The organism is Dietzia maris (assembly GCF_036287335.1).
GTDB lineage: Bacteria > Actinomycetota > Actinomycetes > Mycobacteriales > Mycobacteriaceae > Dietzia > Dietzia cinnamea.
The window spans coordinates 3106115-3123550 of sequence record NZ_CP143053.1; the positions used below are offsets into that span (position 1 = coordinate 3106115).

Genomic DNA, 17436 nt, shown 5'->3' on the forward strand with positions numbered 1-17436 from the left:
CCATAGGAGCATCCGCGCCGCCCATCCAGTCCACCCTCCGTCAGGTTCGACCTCGAGAAAGGCATCATCGCCATGAATCCCCTGAACCGCAGGCTATTCCTGGGTCTCCTCGGCGCCACCGCCGCCACCGTCACCGTCGCCGGCTGCGCCGGCACAGGCGGCGACGACACCTCCGGCGACGCGAGCGGCGGCGGTGGCGGAGGTGACGCGGGCACCATCACCTTCTGGTCGAACCACCCCGGCGACTCCAAGGCCGTCGAAGAAGAGCTCATCGCCAACTTCAGCCAGGAGAACCCCGACCTCACCGTCAACCTCGTGGACGGCGGCAAGAACTACGAGGAGGTCGCCCAGAAGCTCAACGCGGCCCTCACCGGCAACGACGTCCCGGACGTCGTGGTGGTCTCCGACGTCACCTGGTTCAACTTCGCGCTCAACGACCAGCTGACCCCCCTGGACGACCTGTTCGCCGAGGCCGGCGTGGACACCAGCAGCTACGTCGACGCGCTCATCGGTGACTACGAGCTCGAGGGCAGGACCTACGGCCTGCCCTTCGCCCGCTCGACCCCGCTGTTCTACTACAACAAGCAGGTCTGGGACCGGGCCGGCCTGCCCGACCGCGGCCCCGAGAGCTGGGACGAATTCCTCGACTGGGCCCCACGGATCCAGGAGGCGATCGGCAAGGGCAAGCACGCGATCGCCATGTACGACGGCTCCAACTACCTCGACTGGACCATGCAGAACATGGTGTGGGACGAGGGCGGCGCGTTCTCCCGCGACTGGGAGGCCACCTTCACCGACCCCGCCACCATCGCCGGAGTCGAGAAGCTCAAGCGGATCAACGACGAGGGCTTCCTCGTGGTCTCCGCCGACTCCATCACCGAGTTCGGGTCCGGGTTGGCCGCGTGCGCCATGGCCTCGACCGGCTCCCTGCGGACGGCCATCGAGAACGCCCAGTTCGACTTCGGAACCGCCTTCCTGCCCGGCGCCCGGGCCAACTCCTCCTGCCCCACCGGCGGCGCCGGCCTCGCCATCCCCGCCAAGATCTCCGACGAACGCAAGATCAACGCGCTCAAGTTCATCGACTCCATCACCTCCACCCAGAGCACCGCGATCTTCGCGCAGGCGACCGGCTACATGCCGGTCCGCAAGAACGCCCGCGAAGCCGAGGAGATCCGCGACTACCTGGCCGAGACTCCGCAGGCCGGCACCGCGATCGACCAGCTCGAGTTCACGCGCCCGCAGGACAACGCGCGCGTGTTCGTGCCCAACGGCGGCACCCGGATCGGCGGCGGACTCGACAAGGTCCTCGCCGGCCAGGACGTCCGGCAGGTGATGGAGGAACTCCAGACCGAAACCCAGCAGATCATCGACACGCAGCTCACCCCGAAGCTCGGCTGAGCGGCTCACCTCCCGCCAGTCCGGCGGGACCCGAGCCCGCGGGCGGGCGGGTCGGCGACCGACCTCGTCGTCGTCGACCCCCCGCCTCCCCACCACCCCCCGCCCAGGAGACCCACCCCACCATGGCCACCGCCCGGTTCGACCACGCCACCCGGCGCTTCGACGCGTCCTCGGCGCCCGCCGTCGACTCGCTCGACATCGACATCGCCGACGGCGAGTTCCTCGTCCTGGTCGGCCCCTCCGGGTGCGGCAAGTCCACGAGCCTGCGCATGCTCGCCGGCCTCGAGCCGGTCGACTCCGGGCGCGTCCTCATCGACGACCGTGACATGCAGCGCGTGGCGCCCCGCGACCGGGACGTGGCCATGGTCTTCCAGAACTACGCCCTGTACCCCACCATGACCGTCGCGCAGAACATGGGCTTCGCCCTTCGCAATGCCGGCGTCAACAAGACCGACACCCGCCGGCAGGTGGAGGAGGCCGCCCGGATCCTGCAGCTCGAGGACCTGCTCGACCGCAAGCCGTCCCAGCTGTCGGGCGGCCAGCGCCAGCGCGTCGCCATGGGCCGGGCGATCGTGCGCCGCCCCAAGGTCTTCTGCATGGACGAACCCCTGTCCAACCTCGACGCCAAACTCCGCGTGTCGACCCGCGGGGAGATCGCCGGGCTGCAGCGTCGGCTCGGCGTGACCACCGTGTACGTCACGCACGACCAGGTCGAGGCCATGACCATGGGGACCCGCGTGGCCGTGCTCGACAAGGGCGTCCTGCAGCAGGTCGCCGCGCCCCGAGAGCTGTACGACCGGCCCGTCAACGCCTTCGTCGCCGGGTTCATCGGCACCCCCGCCATGAACCTCGTCGAGGTGCCCGTCGCCGCGGGTCGCGCCCTCGTGGGCGACGCCGAGATCGACGTGCCGGCCTCGCTCGACGGCCGCGACCGCATCATCCTGGGCGCTCGCCCCGAGGCCCTGCGGCTGGTCGGCGCCGGCGAACCCGGGCTGGAGCTGACGGTCGATCTGGTGGAGGAACTCGGCGCCGAGGCGTTCGCCTACGGGCACTCCGACGCCGGCGACCGCGTCGCGATCCGCCTCGACCGCGGGCACGGTACAGCGGTGGGCGAACGAATCCGCGTGCGCCACATCGACGCCGAGGTCCACGCGTTCGACACCGAGACCGGCGACCGCATCGACTGAGCGCCGGCCCGCACCGGACGGCCGGCCGCAGCCGCTCCTCCCGATGGCGTCTCGCGGGGGCCCCGGTACGCGGCGACGGCAGCCGCCCCTCTCGATGGCGTCTCGCCCACCCCGCGGGGCGCGCGAGACGCCATGCCGGGGAGCGGCTGCGTGGGGGCGGCCCTGATCAGCGGGGCGGGACGGGCGCGAGCACGCCCACGAGCTGGTCCGCGGGCACGCATCGGGGCGGGGGCACGTCGAGGCCCGCGCCACCGCCCGGCCCGCCGTCGCCCGGCCCACCGTGCCCACTGCGCAGCGGCCCACCCAGCGCATCGATCACCAGATCCACCGCGCGCGGCGAGGCCAGCACGGTGAGATGCCCCGAGCGATCGGCCTCACACCCGTCCTGCAGTCGGACCACCCGCAGGTCGACGAAGTCCGGCACCTGCGGCGCGACCACCGGACCGGTGAGCTCGTCGTAGTCGGACGACACGGCCACGTAGCGCACGCCGCGCGCGAACGGCACACCCTCGTCGCCCAGCCAGGCCAGGGTCGCCTCCGCGTCGCGTTCGGCGGTCTCGGCGGACAGCACGCCGAGCAGGTCGGTGACGAACTCCGGCGGTCCCTCGCCCGACCGCGCGGGATCGGCGCCCAGCGTGACGACCGTCCGCACCGAGTCGGCCCGCGCGGTGGCGGCGACGTAGGAGGCGACGATCGCGCCCTGCGAGTGCCCCACCAGGTCGACCTCGGCGGCGCCGGTGAGCGCGCGCACTCGGTCGATCTCCGCGGCGAGCTGCGGCGCTGACGCCCCGGTGAGCGAGTCCAGGCCGCCCGCGGCCCCCAGCCCGGGCAGCGCCCCGACGGTCGGCGCCCACACGCAGAACCCGTCCGCGGCCAGCGCCGCCCCGACGGTCGCCCACGAGTTTCCGCCGTTGAGCCCCGTGCCGTGGACCAGAATCACCGGCTCGGGCCGGTCGGCGGTCGGTCGGCAATCGTCGCGGTTGAGACCCGGCGGGTCGGCGAGGCCGTGCGTGAGTTGGTGGACAGCGCCGTCCCACCAGCGCCACGGGACGCCGGCGGCTGTGGGTGGGGTGGTGGGCGCGGCCGAGGCGGCGGGCACGGCCGAGGCGGCGGGTGCGGCCGTGGAGGTGGCCGAGGAGGTGGCGACGACGACGAGGGCCGCCACCGCGACAGCGCGCAGGAGCGTCATCTGCTCATTAAGCCACGGCCCGTGATCATCGGCAGGTCCTTGGCGTAGACGAGGCCCGGCTCCGCGGCGACGACCGCCTCGACAGAATTGACCAGCCGCATCGCGGTGACCCGCATGCCGGACTCGTTGTGGTCGCCGTGTTCGGCGTGGTGACCGAACTCGATCCGCATCGCCGGCTCGCCGGTGATCTCGACGCGGTAGCAGCCGTCGCCGTGATCGGGCCGCGGCCAGTCGGGGGCCTGATCGTGGGCCGTGCGGGTGACGTGTTCTAGCACGATGCGGTCCTCGCCGTCGACCTGTCCGACCACCTCGAACCGCAGCGCCGCCTGCGTCCCCTCGGGCACCTCGCACGCGAGGAGCGACAGGTCCCGGTCGGCGGGCAGACGCTCGTGCCGCTCGACCAGCGGCTCGTCGAGGGTGACGTCGAGCGCGGCGGCGAGCTGCCGGACCACCGACCCCCAGCCGGCGGCGAGCATCCTGGGCCGCAGCAGCGGCGGCAGGGTATCCATCGGCTGCCCGAAGCCGAAGAGCCGACGCATGGTCTCGCCCTGGTGGTAGACCGAGTAGTCGGCGATCTCGCCCACGCGGATGTGGTCGATCCGCCGGGACAGGCTCGTCATGACCAACGGAAGAACGTCGTTGGCGAAACCGGGGTCGATCCCGTTGACGTGCAGTGTCACGCCGCCCTCGCGCCCGGCGGCGTCCAGCGCGGTGATCATGTCCTCCGGGATGGTGCCGTGCGGGAACTGCAGCAGCACCGGCCCGGAGGCGATGACGTCGATCCCCGCGCGCAGGAACCGGTGGAAGTCCTCGATGGCCTCCATGAACCGCGTCTCGGTCTCCGCGGTGTAGACGACGGCGTCGGGCTGCAGGGCGAGCAGCGCGGCGGCGTTATCGGTGGCGGCGACGCCCAGGTCGCGGCCCAGCCCGGCCAGGCGGCCCGCGTCCTGTCCGACCTTGGCCGGGTCGGAGACGAACACGCCCACCAGCTCGAGCTCGGGCCGGGCATCGATCCCCTCGACCGCCATCCGCCCGAGGTACCCCGTCGACCACTCCACGACCCGGATCGTCATGGAACGTGACCCTATGCGACGACCCGGGTGCCCCGGCGGGTCACGTGGCGGGCGGGCCAATCACGTGGCGCCGGGGCGTCTCACCTGTCCTGCGGCGACGGCCCCCGCTCCGGCACGTCCTTGGGTGCGTTCGGGTCCTCCGCATTGCGGCCGCCGCCGACATGCGCCTCCTCGCGCATCCGCTCGCTCATGTGCGGGTAGTGCAACTCGAACGCGGGGCGCTCGGAACGGATGCGGGGCAGACTCGCGAAGTTGTGGCGGGGCGGCGGGCAGGAGGTGGCCCACTCCAGGGAGTTGCCCGCGCCCCACGGGTCGTCCACCAGGACGAGGTCGCCGTAGCGCCAGCTGGAGATGATGTTCCAGATGAACGGCAGCATCGCGATGCCGAGGATGAACGAGCCGACCGACGAGATCTGGTTGAGGACGGTGAAGCCGTCCGAGTCCAGGTAGTCGGCGTAGCGGCGCGGCATGCCCTGGTTGCCCAACCAGTGCTGGACCAGGAACGTGGTGTGGAAGCCGATGAACGTCAACCAGAAGTGCCACTTGCCCAGCCGCTCGTCCAGCATGCGGCCGGTCATCTTGGGGAACCAGTAGTAGATCCCGGCGAAGGTGGCGAACACGACGGTGCCGAACAGGACGTAGTGGAAGTGCGCCACCACGAAGTACGAGTCGTGGACGTGGAAGTCGATCGGCGGCGCCGCGAGCATGATGCCGGTCAGTCCGCCGAAGAGGAACGACACCAGGAAGCCCAGGGCGAAGATCATCGGCGTCTCGAAGGTGATCTTCCCGCGCCACATGGTGCCGATCCAGTTGAAGAACTTCACGCCCGTGGGGATGGCGATGAGGAACGACATGAACGAGAAGAACGGCAGCAGCACGGCACCGGTGGCGAACATGTGGTGCGCCCACACCGCCATCGACAGGCCGGCGATGGCCAGGGTCGCGAAGACGAGGCCGGCGTAGCCGAACAGCGGCTTCCGGGAGAACACGGGGATGACCTCGGTGATGATGCCGAAGAACGGCAGCGCGAGGACGTAGACCTCGGGGTGGCCGAAGAACCAGAACAGGTGCTGCCACAGGATCGCCCCGCCGTTGGCCGGGTCGAAGATCCGGCCGCCGAACGTGCGGTCGTAGAACACGCCCATGCCCGCCGCGGTGAGCAGCGGGAAGATGAGCAGGATCAGCACCGACGTGACGAGGATGTTCCACGTGAAGATCGGCATCCTGAACATCGTCATGCCGGGGGCCCGTAGGCAGATGATGGTGGTGACGAAGTTGACGGCGCCGAGGATCGTGCCGATGCCACCGATCGCCACCCCGAGGATCCACAGGTCCGCGCCCACGCCCGGGGAGTGGATCTTGTCCGAGAGCGGGGCGTACATGGTCCACCCGAACGACGCCGCGCCACCGGGAGTGATGAAGCCGGTGAGCAGGATGATGCCGCCGGAGAGGAACAGCCAGAACCCCATGGCGTTGAGGCGCGGGAACGCCACGTCCGGCGCGCCGATCTGCAGCGGCATGACGTAGTTCCCGAACCCCACGACGATCGGCGTGCCGTAGAACAGCAGCATCACGGTGCCGTGCATGGTGAACAGCTGGTTGTACTGCTCGTTCGACAGGAACTGCATGCCCGGGAAGAACAGCTCCGCCCGGATGAGCAGGGCCATCAGGCCGCCGATCGAGAAGAACACCAGGCACGTGGCGATGTACATCAGGCCGATCTTCTTGTGATCGGTCGTGATGAACAGCTCACGCCAGGAGAGCCCGAACGGCCGCCGGATGGCGGGAGCGTCCGCTGCGGTGACCGCCCGCCCGGGCGGCACGAGAGTGTCTGACATCGGTACCCCGTTCCTCTTCACGGCCGAGGCGGGGCGCGGCGGTCGCCGCGTCCCGCGTTGTGACCAGCGCCAAGATCAGGTGACGACTCTCACCGTACGCGTCCCCCGGCGGAACGGAGCGGGATCGCCCCCGAGAGGGCTCACCAAATGCTCACCCGCTCCTCAGGCGCCAGCCACAGCCCGTCCGCATCGGTCACGCCGAAGGCCTCATGGAAGTCGTCGAGGTTACGCACCACCTGGTTGCAGCGGAACTCCGGCGGCGAGTGCGGGTCCACGGCGAGCCGCCGGGCGGCCTCCTCGGCGCGGGTCTTGGTGCGCCACACGATCGCCCACGAGGTGAGGAGCCGCTGGATCCCGGTCATGCCGTCGATCTCCGGACCCACGTCCGGCCCCTGCGCCGGCTGGCCGTCCGTGCCCTGCGCCAACCGGTAGGCCAGCAGCGCGATCGTGAGGCCGCCCAGATCGCCGATGTTCTCCCCCACCGTGAAGGCCCCGTTGACGTGGTCCTTCTGGGGATCGAGGCCGTCCGGGGTGAGGCCCTGGTACTGGGCGATCAGCGCCTCCACGCGGGTCCCGAACGCCTCGCGGTCGTCATCGGTCCACCAGTCGACCAGGTTGCCGTCGCCGTCGTACTTCGCCCCCTGGTCGTCGAAGCCGTGGCCGATCTCGTGGCCGATGACCGCGCCGATCGCCCCGTAGTTGGCGGCGTCGTCGGCGTCGGCGTCGAAGAACGGCGGCTGCAGGATCGCGGCCGGGAAGACGATCTCGTTCATCACCGGGTTGTAGTAGGCATTGACGGTCTGCGGCGTCATGTGCCACTCGTCGCGGTCGACGGGCCCGCCCAGCTTGCCCAGTTCGTACTCGTGCTCAAACCGGGCGGAGCGACGGACGTTGCCGATGAGGTCGTCGGCGCGGACCTCGAGCGCCGAGTAGTCCCGCCACTTGTCGGGGTAGCCGATCTTCGGCACGAACGCCTCGAGCTTGTCGAGTGCGCGCTCGCGGGTGGCCGGGGTCATCCACGGCAGCCTGCTGATCGAGTAGCGGTACGCGGCGGTGAGGTTGGCGACCAGTTCCTGCATGCGCGCCTTGTGGCCGGGCGGGAAGTGGCGGGCCACGTACTCCTTGCCGACCTCCTCGCCGAGGGCGGCCTCGACCGCGCCGACGCCGCGCTTCCAGCGGGCCTTGATCTCCTCGGTCCCGGACATGACGGTGCCGTAGAAGCGGAAGTTCTCCTCGACCAGCTCCGCGGGCAGGTACGGCGCGCGGGAGGAGACGATCCGCCAGCGCAGCCACTCCTTCCACGTCTCGAGCGGCTCGGCCGACCACAGCTCGGCAACGGCGGTGAGGAAGTCGGGCTGCATGGCGACGAGCCGACCGAAGGTCTCCTCGGTGCCGCCGAGCTCGCGCGCCCAGTCGTGCCAGGGGAAGCCGGGGGCCAGCGTCGGAAGCTCGTCCCAGATCACGGGGTTGTAGGTCTTGTCCGCGTCGCGGCGGGCCACGACGTCCCAGTGCGCGGCCGCGATCCGCGTCTCCAGAGCCAGGATCCGCCCGGCGCTCTCGCGGGCCACGGCGGCGTCCGCGAGCCCGGCCAGCTCGAGCATCCGCGCGATGTGCTCCGTGTACTGCTCACGGATCTGCGCGTACTGGTCCTCGCGATAGAAGGACTCGTCGGGCAGCCCGATGCCGTACTGCACCAGGTAGAGGATGTACTCGGTGGAGTTCTTGGCGTCGTTGTTGACGTAGGCGCCGATGAGCCCGCCGACGCCGACCTTCTCCAGCCGCGCCATCGCCAGCGCGAGGGAGTCCGCGTCCCCGGCGCCGTCGACCTCGGCCAGGTCCGGCGCCAGCGCCTCGACGCCCGCCGCCTCCACCGCGTCGGTGTCCATGAACGAGGCGTAGAACGCGCCGATCCGGGAGTCGACCGGGGCGTCGGTGATGATGTCGCGCACCCGCTCCTCGGACAGGTCGCGCAGCGCGAGGAACGCGCCGTCGATCGGCCGGTCCGCGGGGATCACGTGGTCACGGATCCACGTGCCGTTGACGTGTTGGTACAGGTCGTCCTGCGGCCGGACGTCCGGGTCGACGTACCGCAGGTCCAGGCCCGAGGGGCGAGGGGCGTCGGTGGTGGGGATCTCGGTCGCTGTCATGCGACCAGGTTACGGAAGTGCGCGGCCCCCGCGGGTGGGATGACGACGGCGAGGACCCGCGGCGGCCGGCCCGCGATCAGGGCAGACCGTGGCGGGCGTTGTGATCCTTCGCCCCCTGATAGGCGTCGACCATCCCCCAGACCCAGAACCCGAACATGATCGGCAGCCCGATGAGGACCACCGAGAGCAGCACGCCCACGCCGTAACCCGCCAGGATCCCGACGCCCCTGCCGACCCGACCGTTGAGCATCGTGCCCAGCCCGGGGATGAGCAGCGAGGCCACGAGCATCAGCGCCGGGTCCTTGCGGGCGGCCGGCGGGTACTGGCCGTAGGGCTGCATCGCACCGTACTGCTGGGCGTAGGGCTGGCCGGGCTGGCCGTACTGCGGCATCCCGTACTGCTGCATGTCATAGGGCTGGGCATAGGGCTGCGCGTACGGCTGGGTCCCGTAGCCCGGCTGCGCGCCGTACTGCGCCGGATCGAACTGCCCCGCGCCGTACTGCGGGTCGCCGTAGCCCCCGCCGTACTGCGTGTCGCCGACGTCGGAGCCCGGGTACCCGCGGACCCCCTCCTGCTGGGCCCACGTGTCGTAGCGCTTCTCGAAGTCGCGGTCGCCGGACCGGTCGTCGGGGCGGTCGGAGGCGGTGCCGTCAGCGGGAGTGCTCATGGGCCCACACTAACGCGGGGCGGCGGCGGGCCGGTCGAGGCGAGGACACGATCGCGTGCCGCCGCGGCGCCTCAGCTCCGGGCGGTCATCCCGGGCCGGGCCCAGATGTCAGCGCAGTCCACGCACGCGTCGTCCGGGATGAGGCCGACACGCTGAAGCCGCCCGTACATCCAGCAGCCCAGGCAGAAGCCGAGCGCCGCCTCCGCGAGGGCGGCCAGCACCAGCACGCCGAGCACCGTGATCCCCGCCGTGGTCAGTCCGCCGAGGAACAGCCCGAACGCGACCGACGACATCACCAGGCCGATGGTCTGGGCGAACCGCTTGGGCGCACCGGAGACCAGCTTGGGTTCCGCACTGACCCGCGGGGCGAGCACGTGCACGGAGAGCCGGCCGAACGGCGAGTACCGCGGGCCGCCTGCCACCCGCAGCGCGAAGCCGACGACCAACGCCCCGGCGAGCCAGATCCGGGCGGGCGACGGCACGACGATCGTGACCACCGCGAGGGTCACCACGAGGGCGGCGGTGCAGCGGGCGGCATAGTCGTTGACGACCTCGGGGAAAGCGAACGCCTCGCGCAGACTCATGGCCTCACCTCTCGATCACTGCAGATAGACCGATCTGTCTATCTCCGGGTCGAGCCTACTCCTGTCGCCCGCGACCCGGGAGGCCCGGCCGGCGCGGCCCAGGCTGACGGCGCGGCCCAGGCTGACGGCATGACCGCCGCGGACTGCGCAGCCACCGCGGCCTAGGCTGACGGCCGTGGCCCCACCGTTGCGTCGTCGCTCGAGCTCTCCCCGTCCCCCCGCCGCCCCCGCGCTCCCCCGGCGCGACCAGCTCGGCCCGCCCCTCTCGGACGTGGAGTCCGACGGCCTGTGGGGCGGAGTCCTGGCCACCGCCGAGCACGTACCCGGCCCGGAGGAGGGCGCCGTCGCGATGGGCGGGATGGAGATCCGCGAATCCGTGCTCGAGAACCTGCGACTCAGCGGCGCCCGCGCCGACGGCCTCCGACTCACCGATGTGGCGCTCAGCGGGTGCGACCTGTCCGGACTCGTCGCCGACGGGGCCAACCTCACCCGCGTGCGTTTCGTCGGCTGCCGACTGACCGGCGTCGTCCTGTCCGACGCGCGCCTGACCGACGTGACGTTCGAAGACTGTCACGCCGACATGATCAACCTGCGGATGGCGCGCCTGCAACGGGTGCGCCTCGCCGCGACCCGCTGCCGTCAGGCAGACCTGCTCGAGGCGCAGATCGCCGACCTCACCACCGAGGGGGCCGACCTGCGCGGCGCGACCGTCGAGCGGGCGAGCGCCTCAGCCGCGGACCTGCGCGGCGCCGACCTCGCGGACCTGCGCGGGGCCTCGGCGTTGCGGGGCGCGCTCATCTCGCCCGACCAGGTGCTGGGCGTCGGGCTCGCCCTCATCGGCGAGGCGGGGATCCGGGTCGAGTAGTGCAGCCGGGCCGATCGCGCCGCGGCGTCAGGCCAGATGCGACGCGGAGGCCCGCCACTGGTTGACGGCCCGGTTGATGATCGCCTGGAGCTGGAGGATCTGGTCGCGGTCGGTGAGCGTGATGCCGTCGGCCCCGGTGCGCAGCCGGAGTTCCGGCACACCGCGGTCCGCGCCGTCCTCGTCCAGCACCACGGTCTCGGCGACGGACACCTCGAGGAACGGGTCGTCGTCCGGACCGTCGACCTCCGTGACCAGGTCCTGCCGGTAACGAGGGGTGGTGAGGTCGATGGCATCGGTCATGAGGGGCACTCCCGACTGTTCGGTGGGGTCGCCTTAAGAGTAGGTGAGAAAACCAGGTCAACGTACGCGTGGGACAGCGTGTTACAGGTTGTTGTGATTCCGTGACCCACGCCACCTCCACCCGCGGTCCGCCCGGCTTCGACGCGCTCGACCGCGGGCCTGCGGGGACGTCGCCGACCACCCGAACTGGACAGTTGTGGAAAAAGATGCGCGAGTTGCTTGTGTGACTGTTGTGGTTGCCACATACTCACCCCATGACCACTGCCGGACCGTCAGCCCGACGCGCCCTCCTTCCCCGACTCCTCGTCGCCCTGGCCTCTGCAGCAGCTCTCTCGGTCGGCCTCCTCGTCGTCGTCATCTCCCCCCGCGCCGACGCCGAGGTGCCGCTCTCACCCGTCTACCACGGCCTCGCGCAGGGCCTCGACGCCTCCAGCTGGCAGCATCCGCACGGCGCCGGGGTCGACTGGCAGGCCGCCGCCGCGGCCGGACAGTCCTTCGCCTTCATCAAGGCCACCGAGGGCACCGGGCCGGCCAACCGGTACTACGAGGACGACATCGCCGAGGCGCGCGCCGCCGGGATGCTCGTGGGCAGCTACCACAAGGCCCGCCCCGCGATGGACCCCGCGCAGCAGGCCCACGCGTTCGCCGACCGCCTGCAGTCGGTGGGCGGCCCGCAGTTGCCGCCCGTGCTGGACCTCGAGACCGACGAGGGGCTCGACGCCCGCCAGCTCGCCGACTGGGCCCAGGTCTTCCTCGACACGCTCGCCCACCGCACCGGCCGCACGCCGATCCTCTACACGTACCGCTACTTCTGGATCGACCGTATGGACAACACCCCGCGCTTCGCCGAGTACCCGCTGTGGCTCGCCGAGTACGGCGTGTCCGAGCCGACGCTGCCCGTGATCGGCGGCTGGGACCAGTGGCTGTTCTGGCAGCGCTCGGAGACCGGCGAGGTCCCGGGGTTCGCCGACGCCGTGGACCTCAACGTCTTCGCCGGCACCCGCGCGGATCTCGACGCGTGGCTCGGTCCCGTCGACCCCGCGGCGCAGCCCGCCCCGGCGCCGGCACCCGAGAACGCCCCGGCCCCGGCACCGGCTCCCGAGAACGCGCCCGCCCCGGCCCCCGCCGCCGCTCCCGAGAACGCCCCGGCCCCCGCGCCGATCCCGCCCGAGGTCCCCGTGCCCGTCGAGGCCGTGACGATCCCCGTCCCGCGCGATCTCCCGACGCCCGACGGCGTGCGGCTGCCCGAGTCCATCGAGGTCCCGGCGGAGGTCGTGGCGTAGCTGGCGGACGGGCTGCGCTAGCGCCGTCGTCGAACGAGCATCGCGCGCACCGCGCGCCACCCCACCAGGAACAGACCGGTGACGACACCGGCCACGATCATGAAACTCCAGTGCGGCACCCGGCCGTCCCCGAGCCCGCGGATCACCATGCCCACCACGAGCGTGGCCAGCCACAGCAGCACGCCCGAGCCGATCGACGAGGGCTCTCGGCGGCCGGCCAGCAGGACGAGCCAGCCCACCGCCAGGCCCACGAGGAACGGCCACGCGGTGCCCCACACCTGCGCCACGCCCAGGCCTTCGGAGTGCGCGCCGCGCCCGAAGGTGGAGAACACCACCACCAGCACGGCGTCGAGCACGATCATGACCGGCACGGCCACGGGTCTCACCTGTCCTTCTCTTCCCGGGCCTCCCGGCCGGTGAACGGGTAGGGGTTCTGCCCCGACTCCTCGTCCGCGGCGCCGTCCTCCCGCACGCGCACGCGCAGGAGCGGGAGGGGGCCGGAGTCATGGGTCACCGTCGGGCGCCACGGGTTCCCGTGCAGCGGCCACATCGCGGTGAGCCCGGCCGGTGGGGCCGCCGCGACGGTCGCGCGGGACTGTGCGGTGCGAGACGACCCGGACGACGAGGACGACGACGAGGGCGACGACGACGAGGACTGCTCGCCCGGGCCGTCCTCACCCAACGGGTCGGCGTCGGGGTCGACGTCCACGGCACCACGGTAGAAGAGGAAGAAGACCACCCACCCGGCCAGGGCGACCAGCACGAAGCTGACGATGCGGTAGACGAACACGGTCGCGAAGGCCTGATGCGCGCCGAGCCCGCCCGCGGTGAGGGCGGTGATGAGCGCGACCTCGACGGTCCCGAGGCCGCCGGGCGTGATGGGGGCGGTGGCGACGATCTTGCCGGTGACGTAGGCGATGCACAGGCCGCCGATGCTGTGCTGGGCACCGACCGCGTTGGCGGCCGCCCACAGGCAGCCGATGTCGGCGACCCAGTTGAGCAGGGAGAACGCGAACGCCTGTGCGATCTGCCGCTTGCTCAGGTCGACGGCGTCGGCCTGCTCGACGACCTTGCGCACGCCGGCCGCGCCGTGGTCCGCGGGCTTGTGCCGCCGGGCGTTGATCCAGGCCAGGATCGACAGGACCGACCCCTCGATCTTGTCCGGGTGGCGGGCCGCCCACTGGACCACCACGACGATCGCGACCAGACCGAACGCAGAGAGCACCAGCAGGAACGGGTTGGACACGGATCCCACGAGGAAGAAGCCGAGCAGGGCGAGCAGCACGATGCCGACGGTCGACAGGACGCCGGAGATCACGAGCTGCCACGACGCCACGACCCGGGTCGCGCCCCACTGCCGGGTCTTGCGGTACGTCAGGGTGGTGCCGAAGACCTGCCCGCCGGGGATGCAGGTGGAGAAGGCGTTGGCGGAGAACACGAGGCCGACGCTGGCCCAGTAGCCGACGCGGACACCGGCGGACTGCAGCAGCACCTTCTGCACGGAGCCGTAGCTCGACATGGACAGGTAGGAGAAGACGAGAGCGGCCGCGATCCAGCCCCAGTGCGGGCGGGCGACGGCCTCGAAGCCCTCGGCGAAGAACGGCGTCTGGCCGCGGAGCCAGTACAGGATGAACCCCAGGACGGCGAGCGTCGCGCCGGCCTTGAACCACGGGTTGCCCAGGACAGCCCGGATACGGCGCCGCACCTCGGCGCCCCGCGTACCCGTCATCACCTCACCATAACCAGAGCGTGCCGCCCGTCCCAGGATCCCACACCGGGGGCCCGGGGCGGCGGTCACGCCTCTGGATCCTGTCGACGTTCCTGCATCAGGCGGGCGATCAGCTCAGAGGCGGGGATCTTGCCGCCGGGCGCGGACCCGGGCTCGTCGTCGTACTCCGTGTCGTAGACGGACTCGTACTCGGACTCCGGCTCGGCGTCCCGCGCCTGCGGCGCGCTGGTGCCCGCGGGCTCCCGGTCGAGCACGGCGACCGACGTGGCGGCCCCGGCCGGTCCCGTGCCGTCGGTGTCGGCGGGCCGACCGGTGAGGAGCTCGGGCTCGTCGTCGATCTCCGCCTCGCCCAGGCCGATCCGCTCCTGGACCCGCTTCATCCACTTCGGCGCCCACCAGTTGTCGGTGCCGAGCATCTGCATGACCGCCGGGACCAGCAGCATGCGGATGACGGTGGCGTCGATGATGAGCGCGGCGATCATGCCGAACGCGATGTACTTCATCATCACGATCTCGGAGAAGGCGAACGCGCCCGTCACCACGATGAGGATGAGCGCCGCCGACGTGATGATCCGGCCGGTCTGCGCGACGCCGCTGCGGATCGCCACCGCGGTGCGCGCGCCGCGTGAGCGGGCCTCGACCATCCGCGAGACGAGGAACACCTCGTAGTCCGTGGACAGACCGTAGATGATCGCCATGAGCAGCACCACGACCGGCGAGGTGAGCGGGCCCGGCGTGAAGCCGAGCAGCCCGGACAGGTGCCCGTCGACGAAGATCCACGTGAGGATGCCCAGCGTGGCGCCCAGGCCGAGCATGTTCATGATGGCCGCCTTGATCGGCAGCACCAGCGACCCGAACGCCAGGAACATGAGCAGCGTCGTGGCCACGAGGACGTACAGGACGAACCATGGCAGCCCGGCGATCAGGGCGTCGACCGAGTCCTTCTCCATGGCGGGGTTGCCGCCGACGAACACCTCGGTGCCGGCGGGGATGGGGAAGGACTGCAGGTACTCGACGGTCTCGGTGGCCGCGTTGCGGTCCTCCACGCCGGCCTGCAGGACCACTACCTCGCGGCCCTGCGAGTCCTGCCCGCCCGAGCGGGCGAACTGGAACGGCCCGGTGAGCCCGGGGGCCTCGTTGGCGGCCGAGCGGATCTGCGACAGCGTCGCGCCGTCCGAGCCGAGGACCACGAGCTTGACCGGGTCGGTCCGCGTGCCGGGGAAGTTCTGGTCGTACTCCTCCTGCGCGACGCGCGTGGGGTTGTCGGGCGGCAGGTAGGTCTCGTTGATGCCGCCGAACTTCACGCCCGAGAACGGGATGATGAGCGCGACCAGCACCACCACGACCGGGATCGCCACCGCCACCGGGCGCTTCATGGAGAAGTCGGCGACGCGGCCGAACAGGCCGTTCTCCACCTCCTCGCGGGTGCGGTGCCGCTGCATCCGCTTGATGCCGAGCGCGTCGACGCGGTGGCCGAGCAGCATGAGCACGGCCGGCAGCAGGGTCACCGAGAGCGCGGCGGCGAGGATCACCGCGGCGATCGCGCCGTAGGCGACGGACTTGAGGAAGTCCTGCGGGAAGACCAGCAGGCCCGACAGGGTCACGCCGACCATGACCGCCGAGAACACCACGGTCCGGCCGGCGGTGGCCACGGACCGGCGCACCGCGGCGTCCGGTGGATACCCCTCGGCCATCTCCTCGCGGAACCGGCTCACCACGAACAGGCCGTAGTCGATCGCCAGCCCTAGCCCGATCAGGGTCACGACGTTCTGTGCGAAGGAGTTCACGGGCGTGACGAGCGACAGCAGGTGCAGGGCGCCGAGCGAGCCGAGGATCGTCAGCACGCCGACCGCGACAGGCAGGAACGCGGCAACGACTCCGCCGAAGACCACGATGAGCAGGAGGAACACGAGCGGCAGCGCGATGAGCTCCGCGCGCACGAGGTCGGCGTCCATGCCGTCCTGGAGGGCGCCGGCGACGGGCTGGAGGCCGGCGATGTCGGTCTCGATGCCCTCGACCGGGATCTGGTCCTCGATCGCCCGGAAGTTTTGGAGGATCTCCTCGGCCTCACCGGCGATCTGGATGGAGGCCACCGCGATACCCGCGTCACGGTTGACCAGGGCCGGCGACTGGTTGAACACGAAGCTGGTCACGCCGGTGACCCGGTCGGGGTTCTCCGTACGGATCGACTCCAACGACTGCCGGATGGGCTCCTGGAACGCCGGATCGTCGACCGACGTGCCCTCGGGGGCGTGGTAGGACACCACGACGTCGCCGAGGGCGTCGCGCCCGTACGCCTCCTGCTCCAACTGCTCGGCGGTCGCCCATCCGCTGTCGGGGTCCTCGAAGCCGCCCTGGCCGAACGGGTTGCCGAACGCGGAGCCGGCGAGGCTGAGGAAGGCCATGACCACCACGGAGCAGATCACGACCAGGACGCGGCGGCGGGCGACGAACCGCCCGAGTGAGTTGAACACCGGGGGAGCTCCTAGCGCGAGGTGAGCAGTGCCGTGAGCGGCCGCAGCGGCTGCAGCCAGGCACCCTCGTCGGGCAGGTTGTCGAGGCTGACGCGCGGCAGGGGCTCGCGGAACACCCCGGGGATGTCCTCGAGGTCGAGGAACGTGATGGTGTCGTGCTGGACGGCCCAGGTGGCGTGCTCGCGGAACCCGATCACTGCGACCGGGATGTCCTCGGCCAGCTCCTCGAGGGGCTCGCGGAACGCCTGCCCGTCGGCGGAGGCCACCACGACGCCGGCGAGCCGGCCGGACTCGGCGCGCCGGTCGATGTGCTCGAGCATGTCGTCGTCGACATCGGAGTCGTCGCTGGTCTTGGGCTTGGCGAAGACGGCGAAGCCGACGTTGCGCAGGGCCTCGACCCACGGGCGGACGTTGTCCGAGGTGCCCGGGACGATGTTGGTGAAGACGGTCGCCTCGGCCTCGAGGGCGTCCTGCGTCCGCACGGACAGGTCGGCGGTGTAGCCGAGCAGCCAGCGGCCGAGCGCGTCGAAGCGCGGGCGGTACACGGCGGTCGGGCGGCCGCCGAGGATCGAGCCGAGCCCCATGTCGACGTTGGGCGCGTCCCACACGAGGAGCACCACCCCCGGTCCGTCGGGCGTGGCCACGTCCGTCATGTCGTGGTTGCGCATCTCGTCTGGTGGGGTCATCGCGTCGTCCGCCTCG

General features: G+C 71.3%; 15 protein-coding genes. 4 read left to right on the forward strand and 11 right to left on the reverse strand.

Annotated elements, in window-relative coordinates:
• The first annotated feature begins 72 nt into the window (after positions 1–72).
• Complete coding sequence (locus VYL96_RS14425) at positions 73–1398, forward strand: ABC transporter substrate-binding protein (RefSeq protein WP_131886713.1); 1326 nt, start codon at positions 73–75, stop codon at positions 1396–1398.
• A 122-nt stretch (positions 1399–1520) separates the two neighbouring features.
• A complete protein-coding gene (locus VYL96_RS14430; protein WP_131885054.1) occupies positions 1521–2585 on the forward strand; it encodes an ABC transporter ATP-binding protein in 1065 nt (354 codons plus the stop codon).
• Positions 2586–2751: 166 nt separating this feature from the next.
• Here the strand turns inward: VYL96_RS14430 and VYL96_RS14435 are convergent, their stop codons facing one another.
• The 6 genes from VYL96_RS14435 to VYL96_RS14460 form a co-directional block, all read right to left on the reverse strand.
• The gene (locus VYL96_RS14435; protein ID WP_131885055.1) at positions 2752–3774 is read right to left on the reverse strand and encodes an alpha/beta fold hydrolase; all 1023 of its coding nucleotides are present in this window, start codon (positions 3772–3774) and stop codon (positions 2752–2754) included.
• A complete protein-coding gene (locus VYL96_RS14440; RefSeq protein ID WP_131885056.1) occupies positions 3771–4847 on the reverse strand; it encodes an NAD(P)H-dependent amine dehydrogenase family protein in 1077 nt (358 codons plus the stop codon). The genes VYL96_RS14435 and VYL96_RS14440 overlap by 4 nt, the downstream gene beginning before the upstream one ends.
• 80 nt (positions 4848–4927) lie before the next feature.
• Positions 4928–6685, reverse strand: a complete 1758-nt coding sequence (gene ctaD, locus VYL96_RS14445; protein WP_131885057.1) for an aa3-type cytochrome oxidase subunit I — start codon at positions 6683–6685, stop codon at positions 4928–4930.
• A 140-nt stretch (positions 6686–6825) separates the two neighbouring features.
• Positions 6826–8832, reverse strand: coding sequence for a M13 family metallopeptidase (locus tag VYL96_RS14450; protein ID WP_131885058.1), 2007 nt, complete (start codon positions 8830–8832; stop codon positions 6826–6828).
• 76 nt (positions 8833–8908) lie between these two features.
• Positions 8909–9499, reverse strand: coding sequence for a hypothetical protein (locus VYL96_RS14455; RefSeq protein WP_131885059.1), 591 nt, complete (start codon positions 9497–9499; stop codon positions 8909–8911).
• A 71-nt stretch (positions 9500–9570) separates the two neighbouring features.
• Complete coding sequence (locus VYL96_RS14460) at positions 9571–10083, reverse strand: DUF4395 domain-containing protein (protein ID WP_061229224.1); 513 nt, start codon at positions 10081–10083, stop codon at positions 9571–9573.
• A gap of 175 nt (positions 10084–10258) precedes the next feature.
• On the opposite strand from VYL96_RS14460, the gene VYL96_RS14465 reads away from it, so the two are divergent.
• Positions 10259–10948, forward strand: a complete 690-nt coding sequence (locus VYL96_RS14465; protein ID WP_131885060.1) for a pentapeptide repeat-containing protein — start codon at positions 10259–10261, stop codon at positions 10946–10948.
• A gap of 27 nt (positions 10949–10975) precedes the next feature.
• Here VYL96_RS14465 and VYL96_RS14470 read toward each other — a convergent pair whose 3' ends face one another.
• Positions 10976–11248 carry a hypothetical protein gene (locus tag VYL96_RS14470; protein WP_070722748.1) on the reverse strand — a complete coding sequence of 91 codons (273 nt, stop codon included), beginning with the start codon at positions 11246–11248 and terminating at the stop codon, positions 10976–10978.
• A gap of 254 nt (positions 11249–11502) precedes the next feature.
• Here VYL96_RS14470 and VYL96_RS14475 point away from each other — a divergent pair, with 254 nt between their 5' ends.
• Positions 11503–12531 carry a glycoside hydrolase family 25 protein gene (locus VYL96_RS14475; RefSeq protein WP_207913527.1) on the forward strand — a complete coding sequence of 343 codons (1029 nt, stop codon included), beginning with the start codon at positions 11503–11505 and terminating at the stop codon, positions 12529–12531.
• A gap of 17 nt (positions 12532–12548) precedes the next feature.
• On the opposite strand, the gene VYL96_RS14480 is transcribed toward VYL96_RS14475, so the two are convergent.
• The 4 genes from VYL96_RS14480 to VYL96_RS14495 form a co-directional block, all read right to left on the reverse strand.
• Entirely contained in the window at positions 12549–12908 is a 360-nt protein-coding gene (locus tag VYL96_RS14480) for a DUF3054 domain-containing protein (RefSeq protein WP_131885061.1), read from the reverse strand.
• Positions 12909–12913: 5 nt separating this feature from the next.
• Positions 12914–14260 carry a lysylphosphatidylglycerol synthase transmembrane domain-containing protein gene (locus VYL96_RS14485; protein WP_131885062.1) on the reverse strand — a complete coding sequence of 449 codons (1347 nt, stop codon included), beginning with the start codon at positions 14258–14260 and terminating at the stop codon, positions 12914–12916.
• A 65-nt stretch (positions 14261–14325) separates the two neighbouring features.
• The gene (locus tag VYL96_RS14490; protein ID WP_131885063.1) at positions 14326–16734 is read right to left on the reverse strand and encodes an MMPL family transporter; all 2409 of its coding nucleotides are present in this window, start codon (positions 16732–16734) and stop codon (positions 14326–14328) included.
• Positions 16735–16745: 11 nt separating this feature from the next.
• A complete protein-coding gene (locus VYL96_RS14495) occupies positions 16746–17420 on the reverse strand; it encodes an NYN domain-containing protein (protein ID WP_131885064.1) in 675 nt (224 codons plus the stop codon).
• Positions 17421–17436 lie beyond the last annotated feature (16 nt).

Coding starts and splice junctions, on each gene's coding strand:
- VYL96_RS14425 (WP_131886713.1), top strand. CDS start 73: ATGAATCCCCTGAACCGCAGGCTATTCCTGGGTCTCCTCGGCGCCACC.
- VYL96_RS14430 (WP_131885054.1), top strand. CDS start 1,521: ATGGCCACCGCCCGGTTCGACCACGCCACCCGGCGCTTCGACGCGTCC.
- VYL96_RS14435 (WP_131885055.1), bottom strand. CDS start 3,774: ATGACGCTCCTGCGCGCTGTCGCGGTGGCGGCCCTCGTCGTCGTCGCC.
- VYL96_RS14440 (WP_131885056.1), bottom strand. CDS start 4,847: ATGACGATCCGGGTCGTGGAGTGGTCGACGGGGTACCTCGGGCGGATG.
- ctaD (WP_131885057.1), bottom strand. CDS start 6,685: ATGTCAGACACTCTCGTGCCGCCCGGGCGGGCGGTCACCGCAGCGGAC.
- VYL96_RS14450 (WP_131885058.1), bottom strand. CDS start 8,832: ATGACAGCGACCGAGATCCCCACCACCGACGCCCCTCGCCCCTCGGGC.
- VYL96_RS14455 (WP_131885059.1), bottom strand. CDS start 9,499: ATGAGCACTCCCGCTGACGGCACCGCCTCCGACCGCCCCGACGACCGG.
- VYL96_RS14460 (WP_061229224.1), bottom strand. CDS start 10,083: ATGAGTCTGCGCGAGGCGTTCGCTTTCCCCGAGGTCGTCAACGACTAT.
- VYL96_RS14470 (WP_070722748.1), bottom strand. CDS start 11,248: ATGACCGATGCCATCGACCTCACCACCCCTCGTTACCGGCAGGACCTG.
- VYL96_RS14475 (WP_207913527.1), top strand. CDS start 11,503: ATGACCACTGCCGGACCGTCAGCCCGACGCGCCCTCCTTCCCCGACTC.
- VYL96_RS14485 (WP_131885062.1), bottom strand. CDS start 14,260: ATGACGGGTACGCGGGGCGCCGAGGTGCGGCGCCGTATCCGGGCTGTC.
- VYL96_RS14495 (WP_131885064.1), bottom strand. CDS start 17,420: ATGACCCCACCAGACGAGATGCGCAACCACGACATGACGGACGTGGCC.